General features: G+C 46.5%; 22 protein-coding genes. 17 read left to right on the top strand and 5 right to left on the bottom strand.

Features of this window, described 5'->3' with window-relative positions:
• Positions 1-33 precede the first annotated feature (33 nt).
• On the top strand, positions 34-297 hold the full coding sequence (locus tag BQ5796_RS15120; RefSeq protein WP_141769948.1) for a hypothetical protein: 264 nt from the start codon (positions 34-36) through the stop codon (positions 295-297).
• On the opposite strand, the gene BQ5796_RS17980 is transcribed toward BQ5796_RS15120, so the two are convergent.
• Positions 278-748 (bottom strand): hypothetical protein, encoded by a 471-nt coding sequence (locus BQ5796_RS17980; protein WP_141769947.1) that lies wholly within the window; start codon positions 746-748, stop codon positions 278-280. The two genes, BQ5796_RS15120 and BQ5796_RS17980, sit on opposite strands and share 20 nt — an antisense overlap.
• A 93-nt stretch (positions 749-841) precedes the next feature.
• Positions 842-1,198, bottom strand: coding sequence for a hypothetical protein (locus tag BQ5796_RS17975; RefSeq protein WP_141769946.1), 357 nt, complete (start codon positions 1,196-1,198; stop codon positions 842-844).
• A 456-nt stretch (positions 1,199-1,654) separates the two neighbouring features.
• On the opposite strand from BQ5796_RS17975, the gene BQ5796_RS15100 reads away from it, so the two are divergent.
• The 15 genes from BQ5796_RS15100 (at position 1,655) to spoIID (ending at position 16,358) form a co-directional block, all read left to right on the top strand.
• On the top strand, positions 1,655-2,029 hold the full coding sequence (locus BQ5796_RS15100) for an NADH-quinone oxidoreductase subunit A (protein ID WP_071460969.1): 375 nt from the start codon (positions 1,655-1,657) through the stop codon (positions 2,027-2,029).
• Positions 2,020-2,532: a NuoB/complex I 20 kDa subunit family protein gene (locus BQ5796_RS15095; RefSeq protein ID WP_071460968.1), complete on the top strand. Its 513-nt coding sequence runs from the start codon at positions 2,020-2,022 to the stop codon at positions 2,530-2,532. Before BQ5796_RS15100 ends, BQ5796_RS15095 begins: the two co-directional genes overlap by 10 nt.
• 3 nt (positions 2,533-2,535) lie before the next feature.
• Positions 2,536-3,795 carry an NADH-quinone oxidoreductase subunit C gene (locus tag BQ5796_RS15090; RefSeq protein ID WP_071460967.1) on the top strand — a complete coding sequence of 420 codons (1,260 nt, stop codon included), beginning with the start codon at positions 2,536-2,538 and terminating at the stop codon, positions 3,793-3,795.
• A 3-nt stretch (positions 3,796-3,798) separates the two neighbouring features.
• Positions 3,799-4,899: an NADH-quinone oxidoreductase subunit D gene (locus tag BQ5796_RS15085; RefSeq protein ID WP_071460966.1), complete on the top strand. Its 1,101-nt coding sequence runs from the start codon at positions 3,799-3,801 to the stop codon at positions 4,897-4,899.
• The gene (nuoH, locus tag BQ5796_RS15080) at positions 4,899-5,906 is read left to right on the top strand and encodes an NADH-quinone oxidoreductase subunit NuoH (RefSeq protein WP_071460965.1); all 1,008 of its coding nucleotides are present in this window, start codon (positions 4,899-4,901) and stop codon (positions 5,904-5,906) included. The genes BQ5796_RS15085 and nuoH overlap by 1 nt, the downstream gene beginning before the upstream one ends.
• 39 nt (positions 5,907-5,945) lie before the next feature.
• Positions 5,946-6,365, top strand: a complete 420-nt coding sequence (gene nuoI / locus BQ5796_RS15075; RefSeq protein WP_071460964.1) for an NADH-quinone oxidoreductase subunit NuoI — start codon at positions 5,946-5,948, stop codon at positions 6,363-6,365.
• Positions 6,362-6,886 (top strand): NADH-quinone oxidoreductase subunit J, encoded by a 525-nt coding sequence (locus BQ5796_RS15070; protein ID WP_071460963.1) that lies wholly within the window; start codon positions 6,362-6,364, stop codon positions 6,884-6,886. Before nuoI ends, BQ5796_RS15070 begins: the two co-directional genes overlap by 4 nt.
• Complete coding sequence (gene nuoK / locus BQ5796_RS15065) at positions 6,883-7,197, top strand: NADH-quinone oxidoreductase subunit NuoK (protein WP_071460962.1); 315 nt, start codon at positions 6,883-6,885, stop codon at positions 7,195-7,197. Before BQ5796_RS15070 ends, nuoK begins: the two co-directional genes overlap by 4 nt.
• 141 nt (positions 7,198-7,338) lie before the next feature.
• On the top strand, positions 7,339-9,201 hold the full coding sequence (gene nuoL, locus BQ5796_RS15060; protein ID WP_071460961.1) for an NADH-quinone oxidoreductase subunit L: 1,863 nt from the start codon (positions 7,339-7,341) through the stop codon (positions 9,199-9,201).
• A complete protein-coding gene (locus BQ5796_RS15055; protein ID WP_071460960.1) occupies positions 9,201-10,709 on the top strand; it encodes an NADH-quinone oxidoreductase subunit M in 1,509 nt (502 codons plus the stop codon). Before nuoL ends, BQ5796_RS15055 begins: the two co-directional genes overlap by 1 nt.
• 6 nt (positions 10,710-10,715) lie before the next feature.
• Positions 10,716-12,230, top strand: a complete 1,515-nt coding sequence (gene nuoN / locus BQ5796_RS15050; RefSeq protein ID WP_071460959.1) for an NADH-quinone oxidoreductase subunit NuoN — start codon at positions 10,716-10,718, stop codon at positions 12,228-12,230.
• Between the two features lie 263 nt (positions 12,231-12,493).
• Positions 12,494-12,730: a DUF1146 family protein gene (locus tag BQ5796_RS15045; RefSeq protein ID WP_071460958.1), complete on the top strand. Its 237-nt coding sequence runs from the start codon at positions 12,494-12,496 to the stop codon at positions 12,728-12,730.
• A 245-nt stretch (positions 12,731-12,975) separates the two neighbouring features.
• A complete protein-coding gene (locus BQ5796_RS15040) occupies positions 12,976-13,707 on the top strand; it encodes a YwmB family TATA-box binding protein (protein WP_071460957.1) in 732 nt (243 codons plus the stop codon).
• Between the two features lie 32 nt (positions 13,708-13,739).
• Positions 13,740-15,047, top strand: a complete 1,308-nt coding sequence (gene murA / locus BQ5796_RS15035; RefSeq protein WP_071460956.1) for a UDP-N-acetylglucosamine 1-carboxyvinyltransferase — start codon at positions 13,740-13,742, stop codon at positions 15,045-15,047.
• A 276-nt stretch (positions 15,048-15,323) separates the two neighbouring features.
• Positions 15,324-16,358 carry a stage II sporulation protein D gene (spoIID, locus tag BQ5796_RS15030; protein WP_071460955.1) on the top strand — a complete coding sequence of 345 codons (1,035 nt, stop codon included), beginning with the start codon at positions 15,324-15,326 and terminating at the stop codon, positions 16,356-16,358.
• 2,108 nt (positions 16,359-18,466) lie between these two features.
• On the opposite strand, the gene BQ5796_RS15020 is transcribed toward spoIID, so the two are convergent.
• Both BQ5796_RS15020 and BQ5796_RS15015 read right to left on the bottom strand, forming a co-directional pair.
• Positions 18,467-19,492 carry a nuclease-related domain-containing protein gene (locus tag BQ5796_RS15020; RefSeq protein WP_071460953.1) on the bottom strand — a complete coding sequence of 342 codons (1,026 nt, stop codon included), beginning with the start codon at positions 19,490-19,492 and terminating at the stop codon, positions 18,467-18,469.
• Between the two features lie 176 nt (positions 19,493-19,668).
• On the bottom strand, positions 19,669-20,100 hold the full coding sequence (locus BQ5796_RS15015; RefSeq protein ID WP_071460952.1) for a VanZ family protein: 432 nt from the start codon (positions 20,098-20,100) through the stop codon (positions 19,669-19,671).
• A gap of 129 nt (positions 20,101-20,229) precedes the next feature.
• Between BQ5796_RS15015 and spoIIQ the strand changes: the two genes are divergently transcribed.
• Complete coding sequence (gene spoIIQ / locus BQ5796_RS15010; protein WP_071460951.1) at positions 20,230-21,273, top strand: stage II sporulation protein SpoIIQ; 1,044 nt, start codon at positions 20,230-20,232, stop codon at positions 21,271-21,273.
• An 806-nt stretch (positions 21,274-22,079) separates the two neighbouring features.
• On the opposite strand, the gene BQ5796_RS18180 is transcribed toward spoIIQ, so the two are convergent.
• Positions 22,080-22,226, bottom strand: a complete 147-nt coding sequence (locus BQ5796_RS18180) for a hypothetical protein (protein WP_159431008.1) — start codon at positions 22,224-22,226, stop codon at positions 22,080-22,082.
• Positions 22,227-22,278 lie beyond the last annotated feature (52 nt).

Below are 22,278 nucleotides of genomic sequence, written 5' to 3'. Positions count from 1 at the left end.
GTTCAGTTGTGGGTCAGGCGTGCGGGCTGGAACGTGGGTAGAGCGTGCAGAAAGTTTGCTGTGGAAGCGGCGATTTTTAGGGGGATCACCCAGCTATCTAGAGTTATCAACAAAGCTCGGGGGCGAAAACAGCAGGCTTATTTGAGTTATCAACTAAGCTCGGGGGCGAAAAACAGCCAGTTTGGTGCAAAAATCAACCAGCTTGGTGCAAAAATCAACCAGCTTGGTGCAAAAATCAACCAGCTTGGTGCAAAAATCAACCAAAGCAGAAGAGAAATCAACCAAACGCCGTTTTGAAGGTCTGGAACGGGGTTCGAGCGCGCCGGAAGTTTGCATCGAAGCGACGATTTTGAATGAAATCAACCAACCATTTTGAGTTATCAACCAGAAAGAGGAGGAAATCAGCCAGTTTTGTGCAAAAATCAACCAAAGCAGAAGAGAAATCAACCAACTTCAGCCGGAAATCAACCAAACGCCGTTGTGGCGGGCTGGAACGGGGTTCGGGAGCGCCGGAAGTTTGCATCGAAGCACGATTTTGAATGAAATCAACCAACCGTTTTGAGTTATCAATCAAACAGAGGAGGAAACCAACCAGCTTTGTGCAAAAATCAACCAAAGCAGAAGAGAAATCAACCAACTTCAGCCGGAAATCAACCAAACGCCGTTGTGGCGGTCTGGAACGGGGTTCGAGCGTGCTGGAAGTTTGCATCGAAGCGACAATTTTGAATAAAACCAACCAACCAGCCATTTTGAGTTATCAATCAAACAGAGGAGGAAATCAACCAGCTTTGTGCAACAATCAACCAAAGCAGAAGAGAAATCAACCAACTTCAGCCGGAAATCAACCAAACTCCGTTGTGGCGGTCTGGAACGGGGAACGGGCGCTCCGGAGGCTAGCAGCAAAGCGACGATTTTGAATGAAATCAACCAACCGTTTTGAGTTATCAACCAAACAGAGGAGAAAATCAACCAGCTTGGTGCAAGAATCAACCAAAGCAGAAGAGAAATCAACCAACTTCAGCCGAAAATCAACCAACCGCCGGTGTGGCGGTCTGGAACGGGGTTCGAGCGCGCCAGAAGCTTGCATCGAAGCGACGATTTTGAATGAAATCAACCAACCATTTTGAGTTATCAACCAGAAAGAGGAGGAAATCAGCCAGTTTTGTGCAAAAATCAACCAAAGCAGAAGAGAAATCAACCAACTTCAGCCGGAAATCAACCAAACGCCGTTGTGGCGGGCTGGAACGGGGAACGGGCGCTCCGGAGGCTAGCAGCAAAGCGACAATGTTGAATAAAACCAACCAATCGCCGATACAGAAGGCTAAAAAAAGTATCGAGCACCACCCAGTCTTGTCCAGCGATCTGACTCTCAGGTCCTAATCCCCTAGACATAAACCCTCTATATTTATCCTGCATAAATCCTTGTGTTTCAGACTAGTTATGGTAGAGGATGTTCCTTTTTACAGCATAACAATAGTGTTCTTAAACCCTCTAAATGACAATGTTTTTCAACTATTAGAGAACTATCTAAATATTTTAATAAAATTCATCAGAAACCGGAGGGTTTATCGACACACATTTGTAACAATGATATAATTGGTATCGGTTACATAATTGTATTGTGTGAATATTTCCTAACAATGGAGGGATGGGCATGGAACTTTTGAATTTATATCAAAATAACTATTTAATAGTCTTTGTGTTCCTATGTCTCGGAGTTTTGCTGCCTGTGGTTGCTTTATTCTTTGGTAAGCTCCTCCGGCCTTATAAGCCGCTGGAATCAAAGTATACCACCTACGAAAGCGGGATTGAGCCGTTCCATGATTCAAGGGTTCAATTCAATGTGCGCTATTATATTTTTGCTCTGATGTTTGTTATTTTCGATGTTGAAACAGTATTTTTATATCCTTGGGCTGTTGCCTATGAGAAGCTTGGCATCTTTGCATTGGTAGAAATGCTTATTTTCGTAGTGATGCTGCTCATCGGACTCATCTATGCCTGGAAGAAGAAGGTGCTTAAATGGATTTGAAACTGGAGAACATATCACCGGAAGAGATGGAAGAGCTTCGCAGGAATGTGTTTTTAGCAACGCTCGAACAGGTTAAGGCATGGGCTCGAAGCAACTCCCTATGGCCGATGACTTTCGGGCTTGCTTGTTGTGCGATCGAAATGATGGGCGTCGGTTCATCACATTACGACCTTGACCGTTTCGGTTCTTTTTTCAGGACGTCGCCGCGTCAGTCCGATGTGATGATTGTCTCTGGAACTGTTACGAAAAAAATGGCTCCGATTGTGCGCAGGCTGTACGACCAAATGCCTGAACCGAAGTGGGTCATCGCGATGGGCTCGTGTGCAACGGCTGGAGGTCCATATGTGAAGTCGTATTCTGTTGTCAAAGGTGTCGACCAAATCGTACCTGTTGACGTGTATATCCCAGGCTGCCCTCCTAATCCGGCAGCATTGATTTACGGGATTAATAAATTGAAAGAAAAAATCCGTTACGAGGCGAAGACCGGGAAGCAGGTGATCTAATCGATGAGCGGGGAGAAGGATTTAGAACAAATGAAGAGAGAAGCAGCAGCGAAAGCAAAGGCTGCCGCACTCGCGAAAATGAAAGCGAAAGAGTCAGACTCAGAAACGCCGCCAGCTGGGGAAGCAGACGACTTAGCGAAGAAAAAAGCCGCTGCAGCAGCGAAAGCAAAGGCTGCCGCACTCGCGAAAATGAAAGCGAAAGAGTCAGACTCAGAAACGCCGCCAGCTGGGGAAGCAGACGACTTAGCGAAGAAAAAAGCCGCTGCAGCCGCGAAAGCAAAGGCTGCTGCACTCGCGAAAATGAAAGCGAAAGAAGCAGATACCGAAACGCCGCCAGCTGAGGAAGCAGACGACTTAGCGAAGAAAAAAGCCGCTGCAGCAGCGAAAGCAAAGGCTGCCGCACTCGCGAAAATGAAAGCGAAAGAGTCAGACTCAGAAACGCCGCCAGCTGAGGAAGCAGACGACTTAGCGAAGAAAAAAGCCGCTGCAGCAGCGAAAGCAAAGGCTGCCGCACTCGCGAAAATGAAAGCGAAAGAGTCAGACTCAGAAACGCCGCCAGCTGGGGAAGCAGACGACTTAGCGAAGAAAAAAGCCGCTGCAGCAGCGAAAGCAAAGGCCGCAGCTGCCGCGAAGTCGAAAGCCGCTGGAAGCGCTTGCTCGGGCGATGAGAAAGCGAAAGCGATTGCAGCCGCGAAGTCGAAAGCTGCCGCAGCCGCAGCCGCGAAGGCAAAAGCAGCTTCCGCAGGAAAAGCTGCAGAGGAGCATGGAGAGGAGAAAGTACCGTCGCCAAACCAGCCTCTTCTTGATAAATATGTCAAGATTATCGGGGAGCATCTCGGCAGCGAGGTGCTGGAAGATTCGTATATTAACAGTCTTTCAAAGGATGTTCCGACCATCGTTGTGAAGAAGGAAGCTTACTATAAAGTCGCGCAGTTCCTGAAGTACAATGAACGGCTAGGCTTTGATTACCTTTCTGAACTGCATGGCACTGACTTTGAAACGCATATGGAAATCTATGTGCACTTATATTCATATAAAAACCGCCAGCCACTTGCCCTCAAGGTCAAGCTTGACCGAAGCGAGCCTGTGATTGAGTCGCTCCAGCCGCTATGGGCAGGGGCGGAATGGCCGGAATGCGAAGCGTATGACTTGCTTGGCATTACCTTCACCGGACACCCGAATCTCCACCGGATCCTGCTGGGGGAAGACTGGGTAGGATATCCGATGAGAAAAGATTATGAACCGTATGATGTGGAGGTGTAGCCGGTGATTCGCACGGAAGAAATGCTCTTGAACGTCGGCCCGCAGCATCCGAGTACCCATGGTGTATTTCGACTAGTCGTCAAGATTGACGGGGAAATTATCACGGAAGCGAAACCTGTGATCGGGTACCTGCACCGCGGGACAGAAAAATTAGCGGAGAATCTGCAATATACGCAAATTATTCCGTATACAGACAGGATGGACTATATCTCCTCGATGACAAATAATTACGTCATCTGCCATGCTGTCGAGACAATGATGGGAATCCAGGTGCCTGATCGAGCCGAGTATCTCCGGGTCCTAGCAATGGAGCTCAACAGGGTCGCCAGCCACCTTGTCTGGTGGGGAACATACTTGCTTGATATTGGAGCAGTAAGCCCATTCCTGTATGCTTTCCGCGAACGGGAAATGATTATTAATCTGCTCAACGAATTATCTGGCGCTCGCCTGACCTTCAACTATATGCGGGTCGGCGGGGTGAAATGGGATGCTCCGGAAGGCTGGATCGAAAAAGTAGCGGAATTTGTTCCTTACATGAGAGAGCAGTTGAAGGGCTACCACCAGCTCGTAACAGGGAATGAAATTTTTATCAACCGGGTGAAAGGCGTCGGCAGGTATACAAAAGAAGATGCACTGCAGTACTCATTGAGTGGCGCAAATGCCCGCTGTACCGGGATAAAATGGGATCTGCGAAAAGACGAGCCATATTCGATTTACGACCGGTTTGACTTTGATGTCATCAGCCGCGAAGGCGGGGATGCTTGGGCCCGCTACGAATGCAGACTCGCGGAAATTGAAGAGTCGCTGAAAATCATCGAGCAGGCTGTCGAGCAATTCCCGCGAGCAGGCGAGATTATGGCAAAAGTGCCGAAGATCATCAAGGCTCCGAAGGGCGAAGCTTTTGTCCGAATCGAGTCGCCGCGCGGGGAAATCGGCTGCTATATCGCTAGCGACGGGAAAAAAGAACCGTATCGGCTGAAGTTCCGCCGTCCGTCCTTTTATAACCTGCAAATTCTGCCAAAGCTGTTGGTCGGCGAGAACATCGCAAATCTTATTGCTATTCTTGGGGCGATTGACATCGTCCTAGGGGAGGTAGACGGATAATGATACAAGACCTGCTGTACTCCAGCCCTAGCCTGGCAAACTTCGGGATTTTCTTTTTGCTCGCTACCGTATTCTTGTTCGTCATCCTTGGATTCGTTACATATGCCATCCTTGCTGAGCGGAAAGTCATGGGATTCATGCAGCTGCGCCACGGCCCGAATCAGGTAGGCGGACGCTGGGGACTGCTCCAGACTGTTGCAGACGTCCTCAAGCTGCTGTTAAAAGAAGACACAATACCGAAGCTTGCTGACAGGCCGCTGTTCATTCTGGCGCCAGCGATTGCATTTGCACCGGCCTTCATGGTTGTTGCGACCATCCCGTTCACCGACTCGCTGCAGTTTGCCGACATCGGTGTTGGACTGCTGTATTATATCGCTGTTTCCGGCCTTACTACAATAGGAATTGTTACGGGAAGCTGGGCTTCGAACAATAAATACTCCCTTCTCGGAGGGATGCGGGCAGCCGCGCAGATGATTTCGTATGAAATCCCGCTCGTCATGTCCGTTCTTGGCATCATCCTGCTTTCGGGAAGTCTCAACTTGAACGAAATCGTTGAGGCTCAGAAAGACGGCTGGTTCATTATCCTGCAGCCAATCGCGTTCATTGTATTCCTGATTGCATCGGTCGCTGAGCTGAACCGTGCCCCATTCGACCTTCCTGAAGCGGAGTCGGAGCTTGTCGCAGGCTTCCACGTCGAATACTCGGGTTTCCGCTGGGCATTCTTTATGCTTGCGGAGTACGTTTATTTCTTTGCAATGGCATCGCTCATCACCGTCCTGTTCTTAGGCGGATGGCTGCCGCTTCCGTTCCTCGGGTTCATTCCTGGCGCGGTGTGGTTTGCACTGAAATTCAGCGTTGTCGTCTTTCTTTTAATATGGTTCAGGGTTACGTTCCCACGTGTCCGCGCCGACCAGCTCATGGAGTTTGGCTGGAAAGTGTTGCTGCCGGTTGCCCTCGCCAATATCTTCCTGACGGCATTGCTGAAGGAACTGCTGAATGCTTTTTAAAAAACAGTGCCCGAGACTTTTTACAAGGGGTGAATATACGTGCTGGGATTGTTAAAAGGGTTATCCTATACCTTAAAGAACCTGACCCGGGAAAAAGTGACATACAATTACCCGGAGGAACCGCTTCCGCTTCCCGACAGATTCCGCGGGATTCAAAAATTCTATCCGGAAAAATGCATCGTCTGCAATCAGTGTGCGAATATCTGCCCGACAGATTGCATCCAGCTGACGGGTAAAAAGCACCCGGATCCGACGAAAAAAGGGAAAATCATTGATACGTATGACATCAATTTCGAGATTTGTATCCTCTGTGATCTATGTACGGAGGTATGCCCGACGGAAGCGATTGTCATGACCAATAATTTTGAACTCGCCGAATACAGCCGGGATGAACTGTTCAAGAACCTCCAGTGGCTCGATGAAAACGACGAGAACATACGGAAGGTGAATAAGGCATGATGCTATCGGGAGAATTCATTGCATTCATCGCACTTGCGCTAGCCGCCATCATGGGAGGCGTTCTGCTGCTGAATTTAACGAAGGTCGTCCATATGGTCGTCGCGATCGTCTTTACATTCGTCAGCATTGCAGGGATTTATGTCCTGCTTTCCGCCGAGTTCCTGGCAGCTGTGCAAATTTTGATTTATTCTGGAGCCATCACCATCATCATGCTTTTCGGCATCATGCTCACGAAGCATAACGACGAGAGCGAAGCAAAGGGAATAGGATGGAGAAAGGTATTTATGTTCCTCGGAGTGCTTGCGTTTGGGGCAGCAGTTTATATCGGCATTTATGATCTGGACTTTGCCTCGGAGCCTAGTGAGCTTCATGTAAAAAATACGGAGCAGATTGGACTCGCACTCTACTCCGACTACATCATTCCATTTGAATTAACGTCGGTCGTCCTTCTTGTGGCGCTTGTCGGTGCGATTATTCTTGCCCGGAAAGATGATGGCGGGAAGGGGGAGGATAAAAAATGAGCAATATACCTGTTTCGGCCTTCCTCGCCCTTGCGCTGATTCTTTTTTGCATCGGGCTGTACGGCGCGCTGACAAAGCGGAATACCGTCATTGTGCTCATTTCGATTGAATTGATGCTGAACGCGGTCAATATCAATCTTGTTACCTTCAGCAAATATGGACCTGCCCCGTCGATTAACGGCCAAGTGTTCGCGCTGTTTGCCATTGCCGTTGCCGCAGCGGAGGCTGCAGTGGGACTTGCGATTCTCATCGCGCTTTACCGCAACAGAAAGACGGTCAATATTGACGAAATGAATCAGCTGAAGCATTAAAGGCGGGCAATTCGCACCGCCAAGGTCTCTTCCTTTGCGCAACGAAAGGCAAACAGACTAATAGCCCCGCTTCAAGCGGGCCCACTAAGACGCGGAAAAATAGAAAAATTGCTGCGTCATAAAAAGGGGATTGTGATATAGATGGAGATTGCATGGCTCATTCCGCTATTCCCGCTGCTATCGTTCCTTGTTCTTCTTTTAGCCGGCAGGCGGCTAAAGGAGGCAAGTGCTGCTGCAGGCATCCTGCTCACGCTTGCGTCCCTCGCTCTGTCTGTCTACGTGCTGATAGAACGCCTGTCCGGACCGACTTTTAAAGCGGAAGCCGTATGGCTCACGATAGGGGACCTTCAATTAACAGCGGGTTTTGAAGTAAATCAATTAAATGCACTGATGCTCGTCATCGTTTCGCTCGTCAGCTTTTTGGTACATATTTATTCCAAGGGCTATATGCATGGAGATGAGCGCTTTCCGGTCTATTATGCTTATCTGGGCTTGTTTACGTTTTCCATGCTCGGCCTCGTACTGTCGCCGAACCTCCTCCAGACGTATATATTCTGGGAGCTAGTCGGACTCGGTTCGTTCCTGTTGATTGGATTTTATTTTTACAAGGAAAGCGCGAAGCATGCGGCAATGAAGGCTTTCATCATGACGCGCATCGGGGATGTCGGCCTTCTGATTGGGATGATTCTCTTATTCTGGGAGACTGGCAGCTTCGAATACGACGAAATCTTCGCTGCGGTCCGAGGCGGGGAGCTTTCCGGGACGATGATTACCTTGACAGCCATTTTGATCTTTGTCGGAGCGGTCGGTAAATCTGGTCAGTTTCCGCTGCACACATGGCTGCCGGATGCGATGGAAGGACCGACGCCTGTTTCTGCGTTGATTCACGCTGCAACGATGGTAGCGGCAGGTGTTTATCTTGTAGCTGCAACGTTCCCGCTGTTTGCGGCAAGTGAGGCGGCGATGATGACCGTCGCAATCATCGGTGCATTTACAGCGATATTCGCTGCAAGCATCGGGCTTGTTCAGACAGATATCAAGCGAGTGCTTGCTTACTCAACTGTAAGCCAGCTAGGCTATATGATGCTTGCGCTTGGCTCTGCCGGCTATGTGGCAGGGGTGTTCCACCTGATGACCCACGCTTTCTTCAAGGCATTGCTCTTCCTTGCTGCAGGCAGCGTCATTCATGCCGTTCATACTCAGGATATCGAAAAAATGGGCGGCTTGTGGAAAAAGCTGCGCTTTACGGGTCCGCTTTTCTTAATTGGAACGCTGGCAATCAGCGGTGTTCCGCTGTTCTCCGGATTTTTCAGCAAGGATGAGATCCTCATTGCTGCATGGGAACACGGAAACACGACGCTATTCTGGCTTGCTGTCATTGCGGCATTTTTCACTGCTTTTTACATGTTCCGGCTCTTCTTCATGGTGTTCATGGGAGAAGCGCGCAGCCATCATAAAGCAGTCCACGAGTCGCCTGGCTCGATGGTTTGGCCGATGGCGGTTCTTGGCATCCTGGCAATATTCGCAGGTTATGTGAATACTCCATGGTTCGGCACGTTCCTTGGTGACTGGCTTGTGGAAGGCAACAGCGCTCTAGGCCATGGACATGTGGAAGGACCTGCATGGATTATGATCGTGGCAACTTCAGTATCGCTTGCAGGAATTCTGCTTGCCTATCTTATCTATGGCAAACGGGCGATTAGCCGTGATGGGCTGATTACGTCGGTACCGCTTACCTATAATGTGCTTAAGAATAAGTACTACATTGATGAACTTTATCATTATACGTTTGTTTACGGCGCAAAAGCAGTCAGCCTGTTCCTTCGATTTATTGAGCTCTTCCTTGTCGAAGGCATCATGAAGACGGTTGCGGCGCTTGTGCAGACCCTCGGAAAAACAGGATCGAAAATCCAGAGCGGCCAAGTGCAGACATACGGCGCGATTGCGTTTGCCGGTCTTGCTGTTCTGATGCTCATCTTTGCCCTGACAGGGGGTTACCTATAATGAATGAAACCTATTATTTAAGTTTGCTAGTATTCTCTCCGCTGATCGGGATTCTCTTGCTTGCATTCATGCCGAAAGAAGGAGAGAGGAGCATCAAGCTTTTAGGCTTTCTCGCTACGCTTCCGTCAGCATTGCTTGCGCTGATGGCATATGCTTCCTACCTCGGCGGGAAGGACCTCGCTGATTTTTCCGAGAAGGCAAACTGGATTCGCTTCGGAAACAGCCCGGAGACAGGGGGAGCGTTCTTCACGGTCCAATATGAGCTTGGCATCGACGGTTTCGCGCTGATGATGGTCGTGCTCACTGCCATCCTGTCCACGCTTGCGGCGATTGCATCCTTTCATATTAAAAAGGAATGGAAAGGTTATTTCATGCTTTTCCTTCTCTTGGAGATCGGGATGCTAGGCGTCTTTACGGCGCAAAACTTGATTCTATTCTTTGTTTTCTTTGAAATGACGCTGATTCCGATGTTCTTCCTGATTGGGAAGTGGGGCTTTTTTGAAAAAGAAAAGGCAGCATACAGCTTCCTGATCTACAACGGGTTGGGCTCGGCAATCTTGCTCATCGTTATTATGGTGCTGTTCGCGCGCACTGGTACGACGAATATCGAAGCACTGAAAACGCTCGTGAATGTGGCGAATTCAGAGCTTGCTGCACCAATGTCAGGGCCATTGAAATACGGCTTGCTGATCGCGCTGATCATGGCTTTTGGCATCAAGCTGCCGATCTTCCCGCTTCACAGCTGGATGCTGCGCGTGCATGTGGAAGCTCCGCCATCCATCGTCATGCTGCACTCAGGAATCTTGCTGAAAATCGGAGCATTCGGTCTTATCCGTTTTGGGATAGGGATCTTCCCGGACCAATTCAAGGAGATTGCCTTCTGGATTGCGGTTCTCGGAGTCGTCAACCTTCTGTACGGCGCGTTCCTAGCCTTTATTCAGAAGGACTTCAAAATGGTCTTGGCCTACTCATCCATTTCCCATATGGGAATCGTGCTGATCGGCCTAGGTGCATGGAATGAGGCCGGTGTACAGGGGGCAATGTTCCAGGTCGTATCGCACGGTTTGATTTCAGCGCTATTGTTCTTCCTTGTTGGCATTATTTACGAGCGGACGCATACATCCGATATTTCCAAGCTTGGCGGAATGGCCAAGGGAATGCCTGTCGCTTCCGGCTTCCTGCTTGCTGCGGCAATGGCATCGCTCGGACTGCCTGGCATGTCAGGCTTCGTGTCGGAATTCATGGCATTCCTCGGTCTGTTCAAAGTGTGGCCATGGCTCGCCGCTGTCGGCACACTCGGCATAATCATGACAGCAGTCTACTTGCTCCGTGCAGTCCTTGCAATCACTTACGGCAAGGTGGATCGGGAATTCCCAGGAATCAGAGACCTTCGTTCCTACGAATGGGCACCTGTTGTCGTGCTAACATGTCTTATCGTGCTGATCGGCGTGTATCCAACCGTGCTGAGCGAACCGTTAAAGTCTGTCTTGCTAGGGTTAGGGGGTTGATGAGAGATGGATATGGACAAATTGCTTTCATTTGACTGGGGCTTGATGGCTCCGGAATTCCTAATCCTTGGAACGGCAACTATTCTGGCAGTGCTGGATTTGTTCCTTCCGAAAAAAATAAACCGGCAAGTACTCGGTCTATTCGGGCTTGCAGGAATTGTCGCTGCAATCGTCAGTCTCGTATTCCTGCTCGACAATGAAACAGGCTCCATCCTGTTGGAAACTTTCCGGCTGGATTCCTTCGGCAAGGCGTTCAAGCTGCTCCTTCTTACAGGTGCAGGCCTCGTGATGCTGCTGGCAATCGATTATAAGCCAAACGAAGGAATGGAAGAGTATAGGGGCGAGTTTTTCTACTTGTTTTTAACAGCGCTTCTCGGCGCGATGATGATGTCATCAAGCGGCGATTTGATTACATTGTTCATCGGTCTAGAACTGCTCTCGATTTCCTCCTATATCCTTGCAGGAATAAGGAAGAAAAACACTGCATCGAATGAATCGGCAATGAAGTATGTCATCAATGGGGGAATTTCCACTGCAATTACGCTGTTCGGAATGAGCTATGTATTTGGCATGACAGGTTCGACGAACTTGCGGCAAATTGCCGCTGCCTTATTGAATGTGGATGATTCGCAGCAAGTGTACATTCTTGGCCTTGCTTTCCTGATGATTTTCGTCGGTCTGTCTTTCAAGCTTGCGTCAGCGCCGTTCCATATGTGGGCGCCGGATGTATACGAAGGGGCGCCGACCCCGGTTACCGCATTCCTAAGCGTTGTTTCGAAGACTGCGGGCTTTGTGATTTTAATTCGCATCATGTTTACCGTCTTTACAGCGCTGCCAGTGGATGGCGAGTATTCGCAAACGTTTCTGTTCGCGAACCAGGATTACATCGGCTTCCTTGCAGGAGCGACGATGATTATCGGGAACGTCATTGCACTGAGGCAACGCAGCATTAAAAGGCTTTTCGCTTATTCGAGCATCGCGCATGCAGGCTACATTCTCGTTGCTTTCTCGGCAATGTCGTTCGTCATGTTCGAAGCCATCTGGTTTTATCTGCTTGCGTACTTATTCATGAATGTGGGGGCATTTGCGATCATTCAGCTCCTTACGATGAAGGAAGGGACAGAAGACATCAGCCATTTTGCAGGGCTTTACCGCCGCTCGCCGCTTCTTGCGGTAGCGATGGCAATCTTTTTGCTCTCGCTTGCAGGGATTCCGGGTACGGCTGGATTTATCGGTAAAATCCAGATATTCATCGGCGCCCTCATGGTGAGTCCGGCACATTATGTACTCGTATCGATCATGATTGCGACAACAGTTGTCTCGTACTTCTATTATTTTGGCATCATGACGCAAATATTCTTCCGGCCTGCTGCGCATCATGAAAAAATTGCGATTCAGCCTGGGACAGCTGTTGCAATCATCGTATCTGCAGCCGCAACGATTTTATTCGGAATCATGCCGCAGCTGGCGTACGGATTTTTGGAAAGTAATTTCAAAGCGTTTCTTGACTTCCTGGCTTAGTTCAGGAGGAAGAAATAGCTGTTTCCCGGTTATGGGGATAGCTGGGGAATAGTGACTGAAAGATGGTCCTGCCGGCTTGGGGGAGCCTGCGCGGATCATGAAAACATAGGGGTTTTATAGAGAGAAAGAGTTCGGCAATTTTGTCGAACTCTTTTTTATTGATAAATGAAACTTTTATCGTCTGTTTTCGTCTATACTAATGGTAGTTCATGTCTTCTAACTGGCTAAAATGCCTGATGTAAGACAATGGAAGGGGAAAGAAGATGATCAACGAATTTGATGCAAATGCGCTGCTTGGAATTATCTCGCACCTTATCTTTATCGCAATTGCATGGTGGACGCTTCAGGCGATCCAGTTCGAGAAGCTGCTCAAGCCTAACCGCGTATTCCAAGCAAGGATTCTTTATGTATTCCTGTCTGTGGCGTTAGGGTCAGCTGTCAGCAATTTTTTCCTTGATTACCTGTTTCTATCCCGCCAATTGCCTGCAATATTCCAATGAAACTATGAATCTTTTTTTCAAATGGCAATTTGGTAAAAAATTAGGTCTTCATACATGTTTTCAAAACGTGTTATATTGAGTATGATTGTCTTTGTGTTCGTGCATTAGTATGTGATAAATATCGCAAACTTTTTAAACACCCGGACCAGTTGCTGTGCAAATCTTATGTCAAAAAGTGACGACATTTCCCAAGTATGGTCTCCCTCACTATGGTAAAAATGGTATTAAGGGGAGGGGTTGCGGAGATGAGAAAAATATTGCTGTCCATATCAATTTTTGCCATGATTGGTTTCACTGTATTCCAGGCTGGGAATAGAACGACTGTAGCACAATCAGGACAAGAACTTTCCATGATGGCTTCAGTCCTTGAGGACGAACATATTATGATCAATGGCTGGTCATTATACGCAAGGGAAAACATGGAAGATGTTAAAACAAACGAGGATTTTGCTCGGGTGGTTTCCGGATTGAAAGAGAAGTTTCCGGGCTGGACATGGAAGGAAGAAGGTGTTGCCGTTACGGCAAAGCTGAATTCTTCAGGACGGAGTGAGCGGATAAAAATCATTCCGACGGACATGAAAGGCAAAGTACATACGTATATCATGTATGAGGTCAGAGGTCATTCGTGGGATGCCCAGGCGGAAAACTTTGTGGAAACAAAGGTGAACGGCAGAATATTTGACATTTTTCGAGAAAATGCAAAAGTTTTTGCTTGTGTGAAAGGCGAAACCAATGATAAGATGAATAAGTCTTTGCCTATTTTAAAGAACGAAATGTTAAAGGCATTTAAAGCCGGAGAACTGGAGGGGCTGGACGAGAAAACCTTCCTTTCTGCATCTGCTTTTTCGCCTTTGTTCGACACATCGTTGACGCATGAACATAAGATGAATTTGCAGCTTGGACTCAGGAAAACAAATGATATGGGCGGGAAGACTACCGTTGTAGTTGGCACACCCATCATTACGATTGAATATTAATATAGAGAAATTGGACGCGGAGGGGAATACACTTGGAAAAAATCATCGTCCGCGGCGGAAAGAGGCTCAGCGGCACTGTTAAAGTAGAAGGAGCAAAAAATGCCGTCTTGCCTGTACTCGCTGCAACATTATTAGCAAGTGATGGAAAAAGCGTGATTCGTGATGTGCCAACTCTCTCCGATGTATATACGATCAACCAGGTACTACGATCTTTAAACGCCGATGTGGAGTTTAAAAATAATACAGTTGTTGTAGACGCATCAAGAGAGTTAGAAATCGAAGCACCATTTGAATATGTCCGCAAAATGCGTGCTTCCGTCCTTGTCATGGGATCATTGCTAGCTAGAAATGGCCGTGCCCGCGTGGCGTTGCCAGGAGGCTGTGCAATCGGATCCCGTCCGATAGACCAGCACTTAAAAGGCTTTGAAGCTATGGGTGCGACAGTTAAAGTTGGAAATGGATTTATCGAAGCAGAGGCAGCTGAAGGGCTGCATGGCGCGAAAATATATCTCGACTTCCCTAGCGTTGGTGCTACGGAAAATATCATGATGGCTGCAGTGCTTGCGAAGGGTACAACAACGCTCGAAAACGCTGCGAAAGAGCCGGAAATCGTTGATCTTGCCAACTTCCTGAACAAAATGGGAGCAAAGGTAAGGGGCGCCGGAACAGGTACCATCCGCATCGAGGGTGTTGACATCCTTTTCGGAGCGGACCATGCGATCATCCCTGACCGCGTGGAAGCAGGAACATTCATGGTTGCTGCTGCAATTACAGGGGGAAATGTATTGGTGAAGGGCGCTGTCCCGGAACACCTTTCTGCCGTTATTGCAAAAATGCAGGAAATGGGCGTTATTTTCGAGGAAGAGGAAGAAGGCTTGAGAGTCATTGGTCCTGAAGTGATGAAAGGTGTCGATATCAAGACGATGCCGCACCCAGGATTCCCGACTGACATGCAATCCCAAATGATGGCATTGCTGCTGCGTGCCAATGGTACCAGCATGATCACCGAAACAGTGTTCGAAAACCGCTTCATGCATGTAGAAGAATTCCGCCGCATGAATGCAGACATCAAAATTGATGGACGTTCTGTTATTATCAACGGACCATCCGGTCTTCAAGGGGCAGAAGTAGCGGCTACAGACTTGCGTGCTGCAGCGGCATTGATTTTAACTGGCCTTGTTGCAGATGGAGTAACGCGTGTCACAGAACTCAAGCATCTTGACCGCGGATATGTCGGCTTCCACGAAAAGCTTGCATCGCTTGGCGCTGACATCGAAAGGGTGAAAGAAGCAGACGAAGTCTTCATCGAGGAAAAGTTTGTCTCTGACATGAATGCTTAAAGTGAATAAGAAAATTTACTCTAAAAACCGGAGAATTATGCTTTCCTTAGCGTAATTCTGCGGTTTTTGATTTTTTCCAGCGGTGCAAGGAGGGCGATGGGACGATATTGACTGACATCCATTTTTTTACTAATATAATGTAGGAGCTTGATTGAATTGCTTCTGGCCGGAAATCCGGTTTTCCTGGGTGAATGTACAGTAATATTTGCTTGTCCATGTCCATAGGATAGATTGAGACGGAATATCCGTTTTAATTTTTAAATGGAGGCTTTATCAATGCTGAAACTCAAACCACTCATCGTTCTATCTATCATTCTATTCGCCGTCACTCTTCTTGTTCCTTCTATCCTTGTCCTGCCTTTTAAAGAGGAGAAGGTTACAGGGAAGCTTGGGGAAATGGTAAAGCCTGATAATAGCAGTAAGCAGGTGAGTACCGGCCCCTCATCCGACTCTGGTGTGGAAGTGACTGTGTTCCGCATGGCGAAATCTTCTCTTGAGAAAATGACGCTGGACCAGTACCTCATCGGGGTAGTAGCGGCGGAAATGCCGGTTGATTTTGAAACAGAAGCGCTAAAGGCACAGGCTTTGACGGCTCGGACGTACTATGTAAAGCAGCTGATGAACCCGGATAAGACGGGGCTGCCGGATGGGGCGCAAGTCTCGGACACGGTGACGCACCAGGTATTCAAGAACAAAGATGAGCTGAAGCAGCAATGGGGATCGGAGTATGAGCGGAAGATGAAGAAAGTGGCGGATGCGGTGAAGGAGACGGATGGACAAATTTTAACATTTAATGATGCGCCGATTGAAGCAACCTTTTTTTCAACAAGCAATGGGTACACCGAGAACTCGGAAGACTATTGGCCGAACTCTTTCCCGTATTTGCGCAGTGTGGAGAGCCCTTGGGATAAGAAATCACCGAAATTTGCCACCCAGACAGTTCTGCCGCTCGGGGAATTTGAGCGCAAGCTTGGGATCAAGCTTAATAGCGGCAAGTCGCTCGGCAGCGTGACGGCTCGGACGACAGGAAAGCGGGTCGGGAAGCTGGAGATTGCCGGCAAGACATTTACCGGCAAAGAAGTGCGCGATAAGCTCGGATTGAAATCGAGCGACTTCACTTGGTCGCTAAAGGACGGCAACATTATCATCGACACGAAGGGCTTCGGTCATGGCGTTGGAATGAGCCAATACGGTGCCAACGGAATGGCAGCCGAGGGCAAAAGCTACAAAGATATCGTCCTCCACTACTACAAAGGAGTCCAAATCACCTCCGCTGACGGCCTCCTCAACAAAGTCATGGCTAGAAAGTAAAGAGTAAAGGGCCGGGCGAAATGCGGTAGTGAGGGGAAGTGATGCAGCGTGCCTGACCCCCGGTGCGGTAGTGAGGTGAAGTGAACAAGCAGCCCGCCCATACTGGGCGGGCTGCTTGTTCACTGTGATAGAGTTTGGGGACTAGACGTATGCTTGCAGCCAGGGCGCAGCGGGCAATCCAGCGGGCCATAAAGGCTGACATTCTCTAAAACCAGTCCCGTTACCCGAAATCTCTCTGTATACCAGAACAAAACAAATCAAAATGACAATTTTAAAGGGGTGGGCGTATGACCAGAATAAGTGGATAGTCCTGTATCATGATGTTTTACATAATTATCCTGATCTGGATCGTATCACATAGCTACCGTAGATAAATCACTGTTTACCGTAGATAAAGGATTCATTACCTGTAGATAAATCGGGATTTACCGTAGATAAAACGCCAATTACCGTAGATATCCTGTGAGACAGCTATTTAAGAGATCAAAAAACTCCTTGTGTAATCGATTACACAACCATAATCCTAACAAAATTTTTAACATAACATTAAGTTTGCCCTTCAAACTATCAAAAAACATCCACAAACAAACAAAAACCGTCTCCGCACTAGCTAAATCCCGTAAAAAGGCGAAGAAATATCTCTTTAACTTGCCCGTTACCCGAAATCTCTCTGTATACCAGAACAAAACAAATCAAAATGACAATTTTAAAGGGGTGGGCGTATGACCAGAATAAGTGGATAGTCCTGTATCATGATGTTTTACATAATTATCCTGATCTGGATCGTATCACATAGCTACCGTAGATAAATCACTGTTTACCGTAGATAAAGGATTCATTACCTGTAGATAAATCGGGATTTACCGTAGATAAAACGCCAATTACCGTAGATATCCTGTGAGGCAGCTATTTAAGAGATCAAAAAACTCCTTGTGTAATCGATTACACAACCATAATCCTAACAAAATTTTTACCATAACATTAAGTTTGCTCTTCAAACTATCAAAAAACATCCTCAAACAAACAAAAACCGTCTCCGCACTAGCAAAATCCCGTAAAAAGGCGAAGAAATATCTCTTTAACTTGCCCGTTACCCGAAATCTCTCTGTATACCAGAACAAAACAAATCAAAATGACAATTTTAAAGGGGTGGGGGTATGACCAGAATAAGTGGATAGCCCTGTATCATGATGTTTTACATAATTATCCTGTTCTGGGTCTTGTCACATAGAGCTACCGTAGATAAATCACTGTTTACCGTAGATAAAGGATTCATTACCTGTAGATAAATCGGGATTTACCGTAGATAAAGGATCCATTACCTGTAGATAAAACGGGATTTACCGTAGATAAAATGCCAATTACCGTAGATATCCTGTGAGGCAGCTATTTAAGAGATCAAAAAACTCTTTGTGTAATCGATTACACAACCATAATCCTAACAAAATTTTTAACATAACATTAAGTTTGCCCTTCAAACTATCAAAAAACATCCTCAAACAAACAAAAACCGTCTCCGCACTAGCAAAATCCCGTAAAAAGGCGAAGAAATATCTCTTTAACTTGCCCGATTACCCGAAATCTCTCTGTATACCAGAACAAAACAAATCAAAATGACAATTTTAAAGGGGTGGGGGTATGACCAGAATAAGTGGATAGTCCTGTATCATGATGTTTTACATAATTATCCTGTTCTGGGTCTTGTCACATAGAGCTACCGTAGATAAATCACTGTTTACCGTAGATAAAGGATTCATTACCTGTAGATAAATCGGGATTTACCGTAGATAAAACGCCAATTACCGTAGATATCCTGTGAGGCAGCTATTTAAGAGATCAAAAAACTCCTTGTGTAATCGATTACACAACCATAATCCTAACAAAATTTTTANGGCAGCTATTTAAGAGATCAAAAAACTCCTTGTGTAATCGATTACACAACCATAATCCTAACAAAATTTTTAACATAACATTAAGTTTGCTCTTCCAACTATCAAAAAACATCCTCAAACAAACAAAAGCCGTCTCCGCACTAGCAAAATCTCGTAAAAAAGCGAAGAAATATCTCTTTAACTTGCTGAAACTTCTTTTTCCCTTCCTCAAAAACGTTACCTTCTAATAAATGAACGCAATCGATTACGGGAGTTTTTCCACTTTTCCTCCAGTATAGCCTGTACATCAGGAGGAGCATAATAAACTCTCCATTTATTTTCACCAGTATGAGGTAGGTTCAACCTGCTCAGCAACTCAGTCGCGGTTCTTGCTGAAGAAAGACAGGTAAATTCCCTGAACCCTCGATTTGTAATCTCAGGCTTTACTAATAAAAAATAATCCAGCAAGGCTCTAATATGGGCATCACGCGAATGAAACAGGCAATGTGGGCACACCCACGTCCGATTCTTCCGCTCCATCTTATATTTTTCACATGAGGGACATTGGACTCCCTTTATCAATTCGTCATATGAAATATGATAGTGCGCGAGTATGTCAGAAATCATTATAGTATGCTCTTTTAACAAAAGTCGGGATAGTTTCCGCAGTTCTTTTTCCTTCAAAACTTCAGGTGTATCCTTGCCAATCAAAGTCTCAAGCTGTGTTTTTAGTTGATCTGCCTTACAAACAAGCCTTCTTATGCTAAAATCATTTGTTTTCACAACTGCCGAGGAGTTGCTTATGACAAGCTGCGATATTACGGGTATAGAGGGGAAACCATGAGAGTCGAGCCACTCCTTCAGCTGGGCGCTCTGTCGCCGAAGCTGGGTAAGCGGATGCTGGAAGCCTTTCTCCACAGCATTAGCCGTTTGATAGAATTGCTTAAATTTTTCATCGAAAAAAAGGGTTCCCGTAAAGTTTTTTACTTCAAGGTGGATAATGGCCTTTGTAGACAAAATGAGGCAATCAAGCTGAAAGGGGTGTAAAGAGTGGGGCAAGCGCAAATCGCGGAAAATATGGTGCTCTTTGTCATTCAGGAATTGTAGCTGAAAGTCTGTCTCCACTTCCCCTTGAAAGCCGGCTTCAACTCGCGAAGAACTGTTATCAAGGGAGGGAAGTATGGGGTGATTTTTGGCGAGCCGCTGTGCAAGCGCGCTATTGACATGGAGCCGCATGGGCAAATAACGAGGTTTTACAATCATCAGCATCTCTCCTTACATTTTTAATAGAATAATACGGAAAAAAATGCTGAAATCCTGCCGGTTCATCACAAACATTATGACAAAATTATGACGGAGTTTGGGGAGGGTCGGCATCCATCTAGTACTGCTGAGCGATATGCATAGATGCCGCGGGCACGCTGCCAGCCCCCCACCCCCTACTTCCGAGCCAAGCTATCCACCCTATCAAGCAGCCTTCCCAGCCGTGAGAACTTCCCGCTGAAGTGAGCATGGTGGAGGAAATGAGAGAATACAAGCACGCCGATAACGTCCTTCACAAAATCGATTGCGGTCGCCGAACGGTACGGCACGAAGCTTTGGTGGAACTCATCAAGCAAGCCATACAGAATGCTCACACCCATGAACACATAGCTCCACAGAGGCCGGAATCCGCTGAAGGTAAGCGCCGCTAGAAACAGCAGACCATAGAGGATGCCGAACTCAACAAGATGAAGCGATTCTTTGAAGAAACGGTCAACTCCGTGGTCAGGCAGCTCGATGACGAGGTTGTCCGGCTGGCCTGACATATACCAGATTGCCGCCATATAAACGAGCGGCAGGAAACGCAAAACCCAAACAATAATTTTCATCTGTAAAAACTCCATTTCAAAAAATGCATAATAATTTTACCTTTGTCGAAAAATAAGCAGTCAAAAAATTTTTGGCTCTATGTATATATTTTTTTCTATCTGTTCAAACTGGTTGCTGAGGTGATGAAAATGAGAGAGGAAGAAAAAAAATCTTCTCAGGACACAAGCGTAAAACGATTTTTAAAGAAGCGCTGGGCTTATCCGGCAATCTATCTGGCGAGTGCAGCAATCATTCTGTCTGGTGTAGTTTGGTACCAAAACAGCGGTACGAAAAGTGACAAATTCGACTATGAAGCGACGGACGTTCCTGGTAAAAAAGGTAAAGAAGCCCCTGCCATTGAAGTAAACAAGGCATTGGAAAATTTCATGATGCCGATTTCTGACCCTGAAAAAGCGGTCATTACAACGAAGTTCTATGATAATGACAGCAAAAAAGAAGAGCAGGAAGCTGCCCTGGTTGTCTATAATAACCAGTACCATCCGAACAACGGCATCGATATTGCACTGAAAAACGGCAAGGAATTCGTAGTAGTAGCATCGGTTAGCGGTACGGTAAAAAGCGTGAAGGAAGACGCATTCCTTGGAAACGTGATTGAAATCGAGCATGATAAAGGAATTGTAACACAGTATCAATCGGTTAAAAATATCAAAGTCAAAGCAGGAGACGAAGTAGATCAAGGTCAAGCTCTTGCTACTGCGGGCCGCAGCATGTTCAATGAAAAAGCCGGTACCCATGTACACTTTGAGATTCGCAAAGACGGTGTTGCGGTGAACCCGGAAGAATTCTTCCAGAAGCCAATGACTGCCTTACAGGAAACAAGCGTGAAGCCTGCTGAAAATTCCGGCAAGGATTCCAAGACGGAAGAAGGTACAGGTGAAGGCACGAATGCTGGAGAAGGCAATTCCTCCGGTGAGTCAGGTGATGATGCAAAAACTGGTGAAGGTGCAACACCAGGTGAAGGTTCTAAAGATGATGCTAAATCTGGTGATGACAGAAAACCTGGCGACGAAACGAAGCAAGAGAACGACATGAAGAAAGAAGACAGCACCAAGAAAGAGCAAAAGTCTCAGGACAGCAAGCTTGAAGACAAATCCAAGCCTGAAGAAGGATCAGGAAGCTTGAAAGAGGAAAACAAGCCTTCCAGCGATTCTAAGCAATCGATCAATTCATAGAGTCAAAGGCAAAAAGCCCGCCAATTTGGTGGGTTTTTCTTGTTAAAAAATGTATTAAATGGAATTGGTGAGGGATCTACTGAAGATAAATCGAGGTTTACCGTTGATAAATGAGCAATTACCGTAGATAAATCGCTCTTTACCGTTGATAACTGGTGATTTACCGTTAATATCTATCAATCAGAGCCATTTTCATAGAGGGAAAGTCGATGTGTAACCCCAAAAAACCCTCTACCATCCAAAAACATTCCTTTTTCCCATCAAAAAACCACCTTTTTAAGCGTTTTTGTCCGAATCAAAAAGAAACAATATCAAAATACAATTTTTAAGATTTTGGAAGCCATCAGTATGAACAGCTTCACCTGAAGCAAGCGCGTGAAACCTTTTTTAAAGATTTTCAGTGGAATAGTTACCGCCGCTTCGCTTGCAGAACACGCCCGCCAATTTGGTGGGTTTTTCTTGTTAAAAAATGTATTCAATGGAATTGGTGAGGGATCTACTGTAGATAAATCGAGGTTTACCGTTGATAAATGAGCAATTACCGTAGATAAATCGCTCTTTACCGTTGATAGCTGGTGATTTACCGTTGATAACTATCATCAGAGCCATTTTCATAGAGGGAAAGTCGATGTGTAACCCCAAAAAAACCTCTACCATCCAAAAACATTCCTTTTTCCCATCAAAAAACCACCTTTTTAAGCGTTTTTGTCCGAATCAAAAAGAAACAATATCAAAATACAATTTTTAAGATTTTGGAAGCCATCAGTATGAACAGCTTCACCTGAAGAAAGCGCGTTAAACCTTTTTTAAAGATTTTTAGTGGAATAGTTACCGCCGCTTCGCTTGCAGAACACGCAGGCAATCATCTTCCTATTCCCGGAATTTTCAAGCTTTTTACTGCCGGCAAGGATTCCGCCGTTCCACGTGCATTCACCAGTCACACATAGATTCACACTAACACGCCTCCTTGGTTTATTATTAGTATGTTCTTCATTAAATATGTTA

Origin of the sequence: Bacillus massilinigeriensis (assembly GCF_900111815.1) — a bacterium.
GTDB lineage: Bacteria > Bacillota > Bacilli > Bacillales > Cytobacillaceae > Mesobacillus_C > Mesobacillus_C mediterraneensis.
This window is presented reverse-complemented; position numbering and strand designations above follow the sequence as displayed.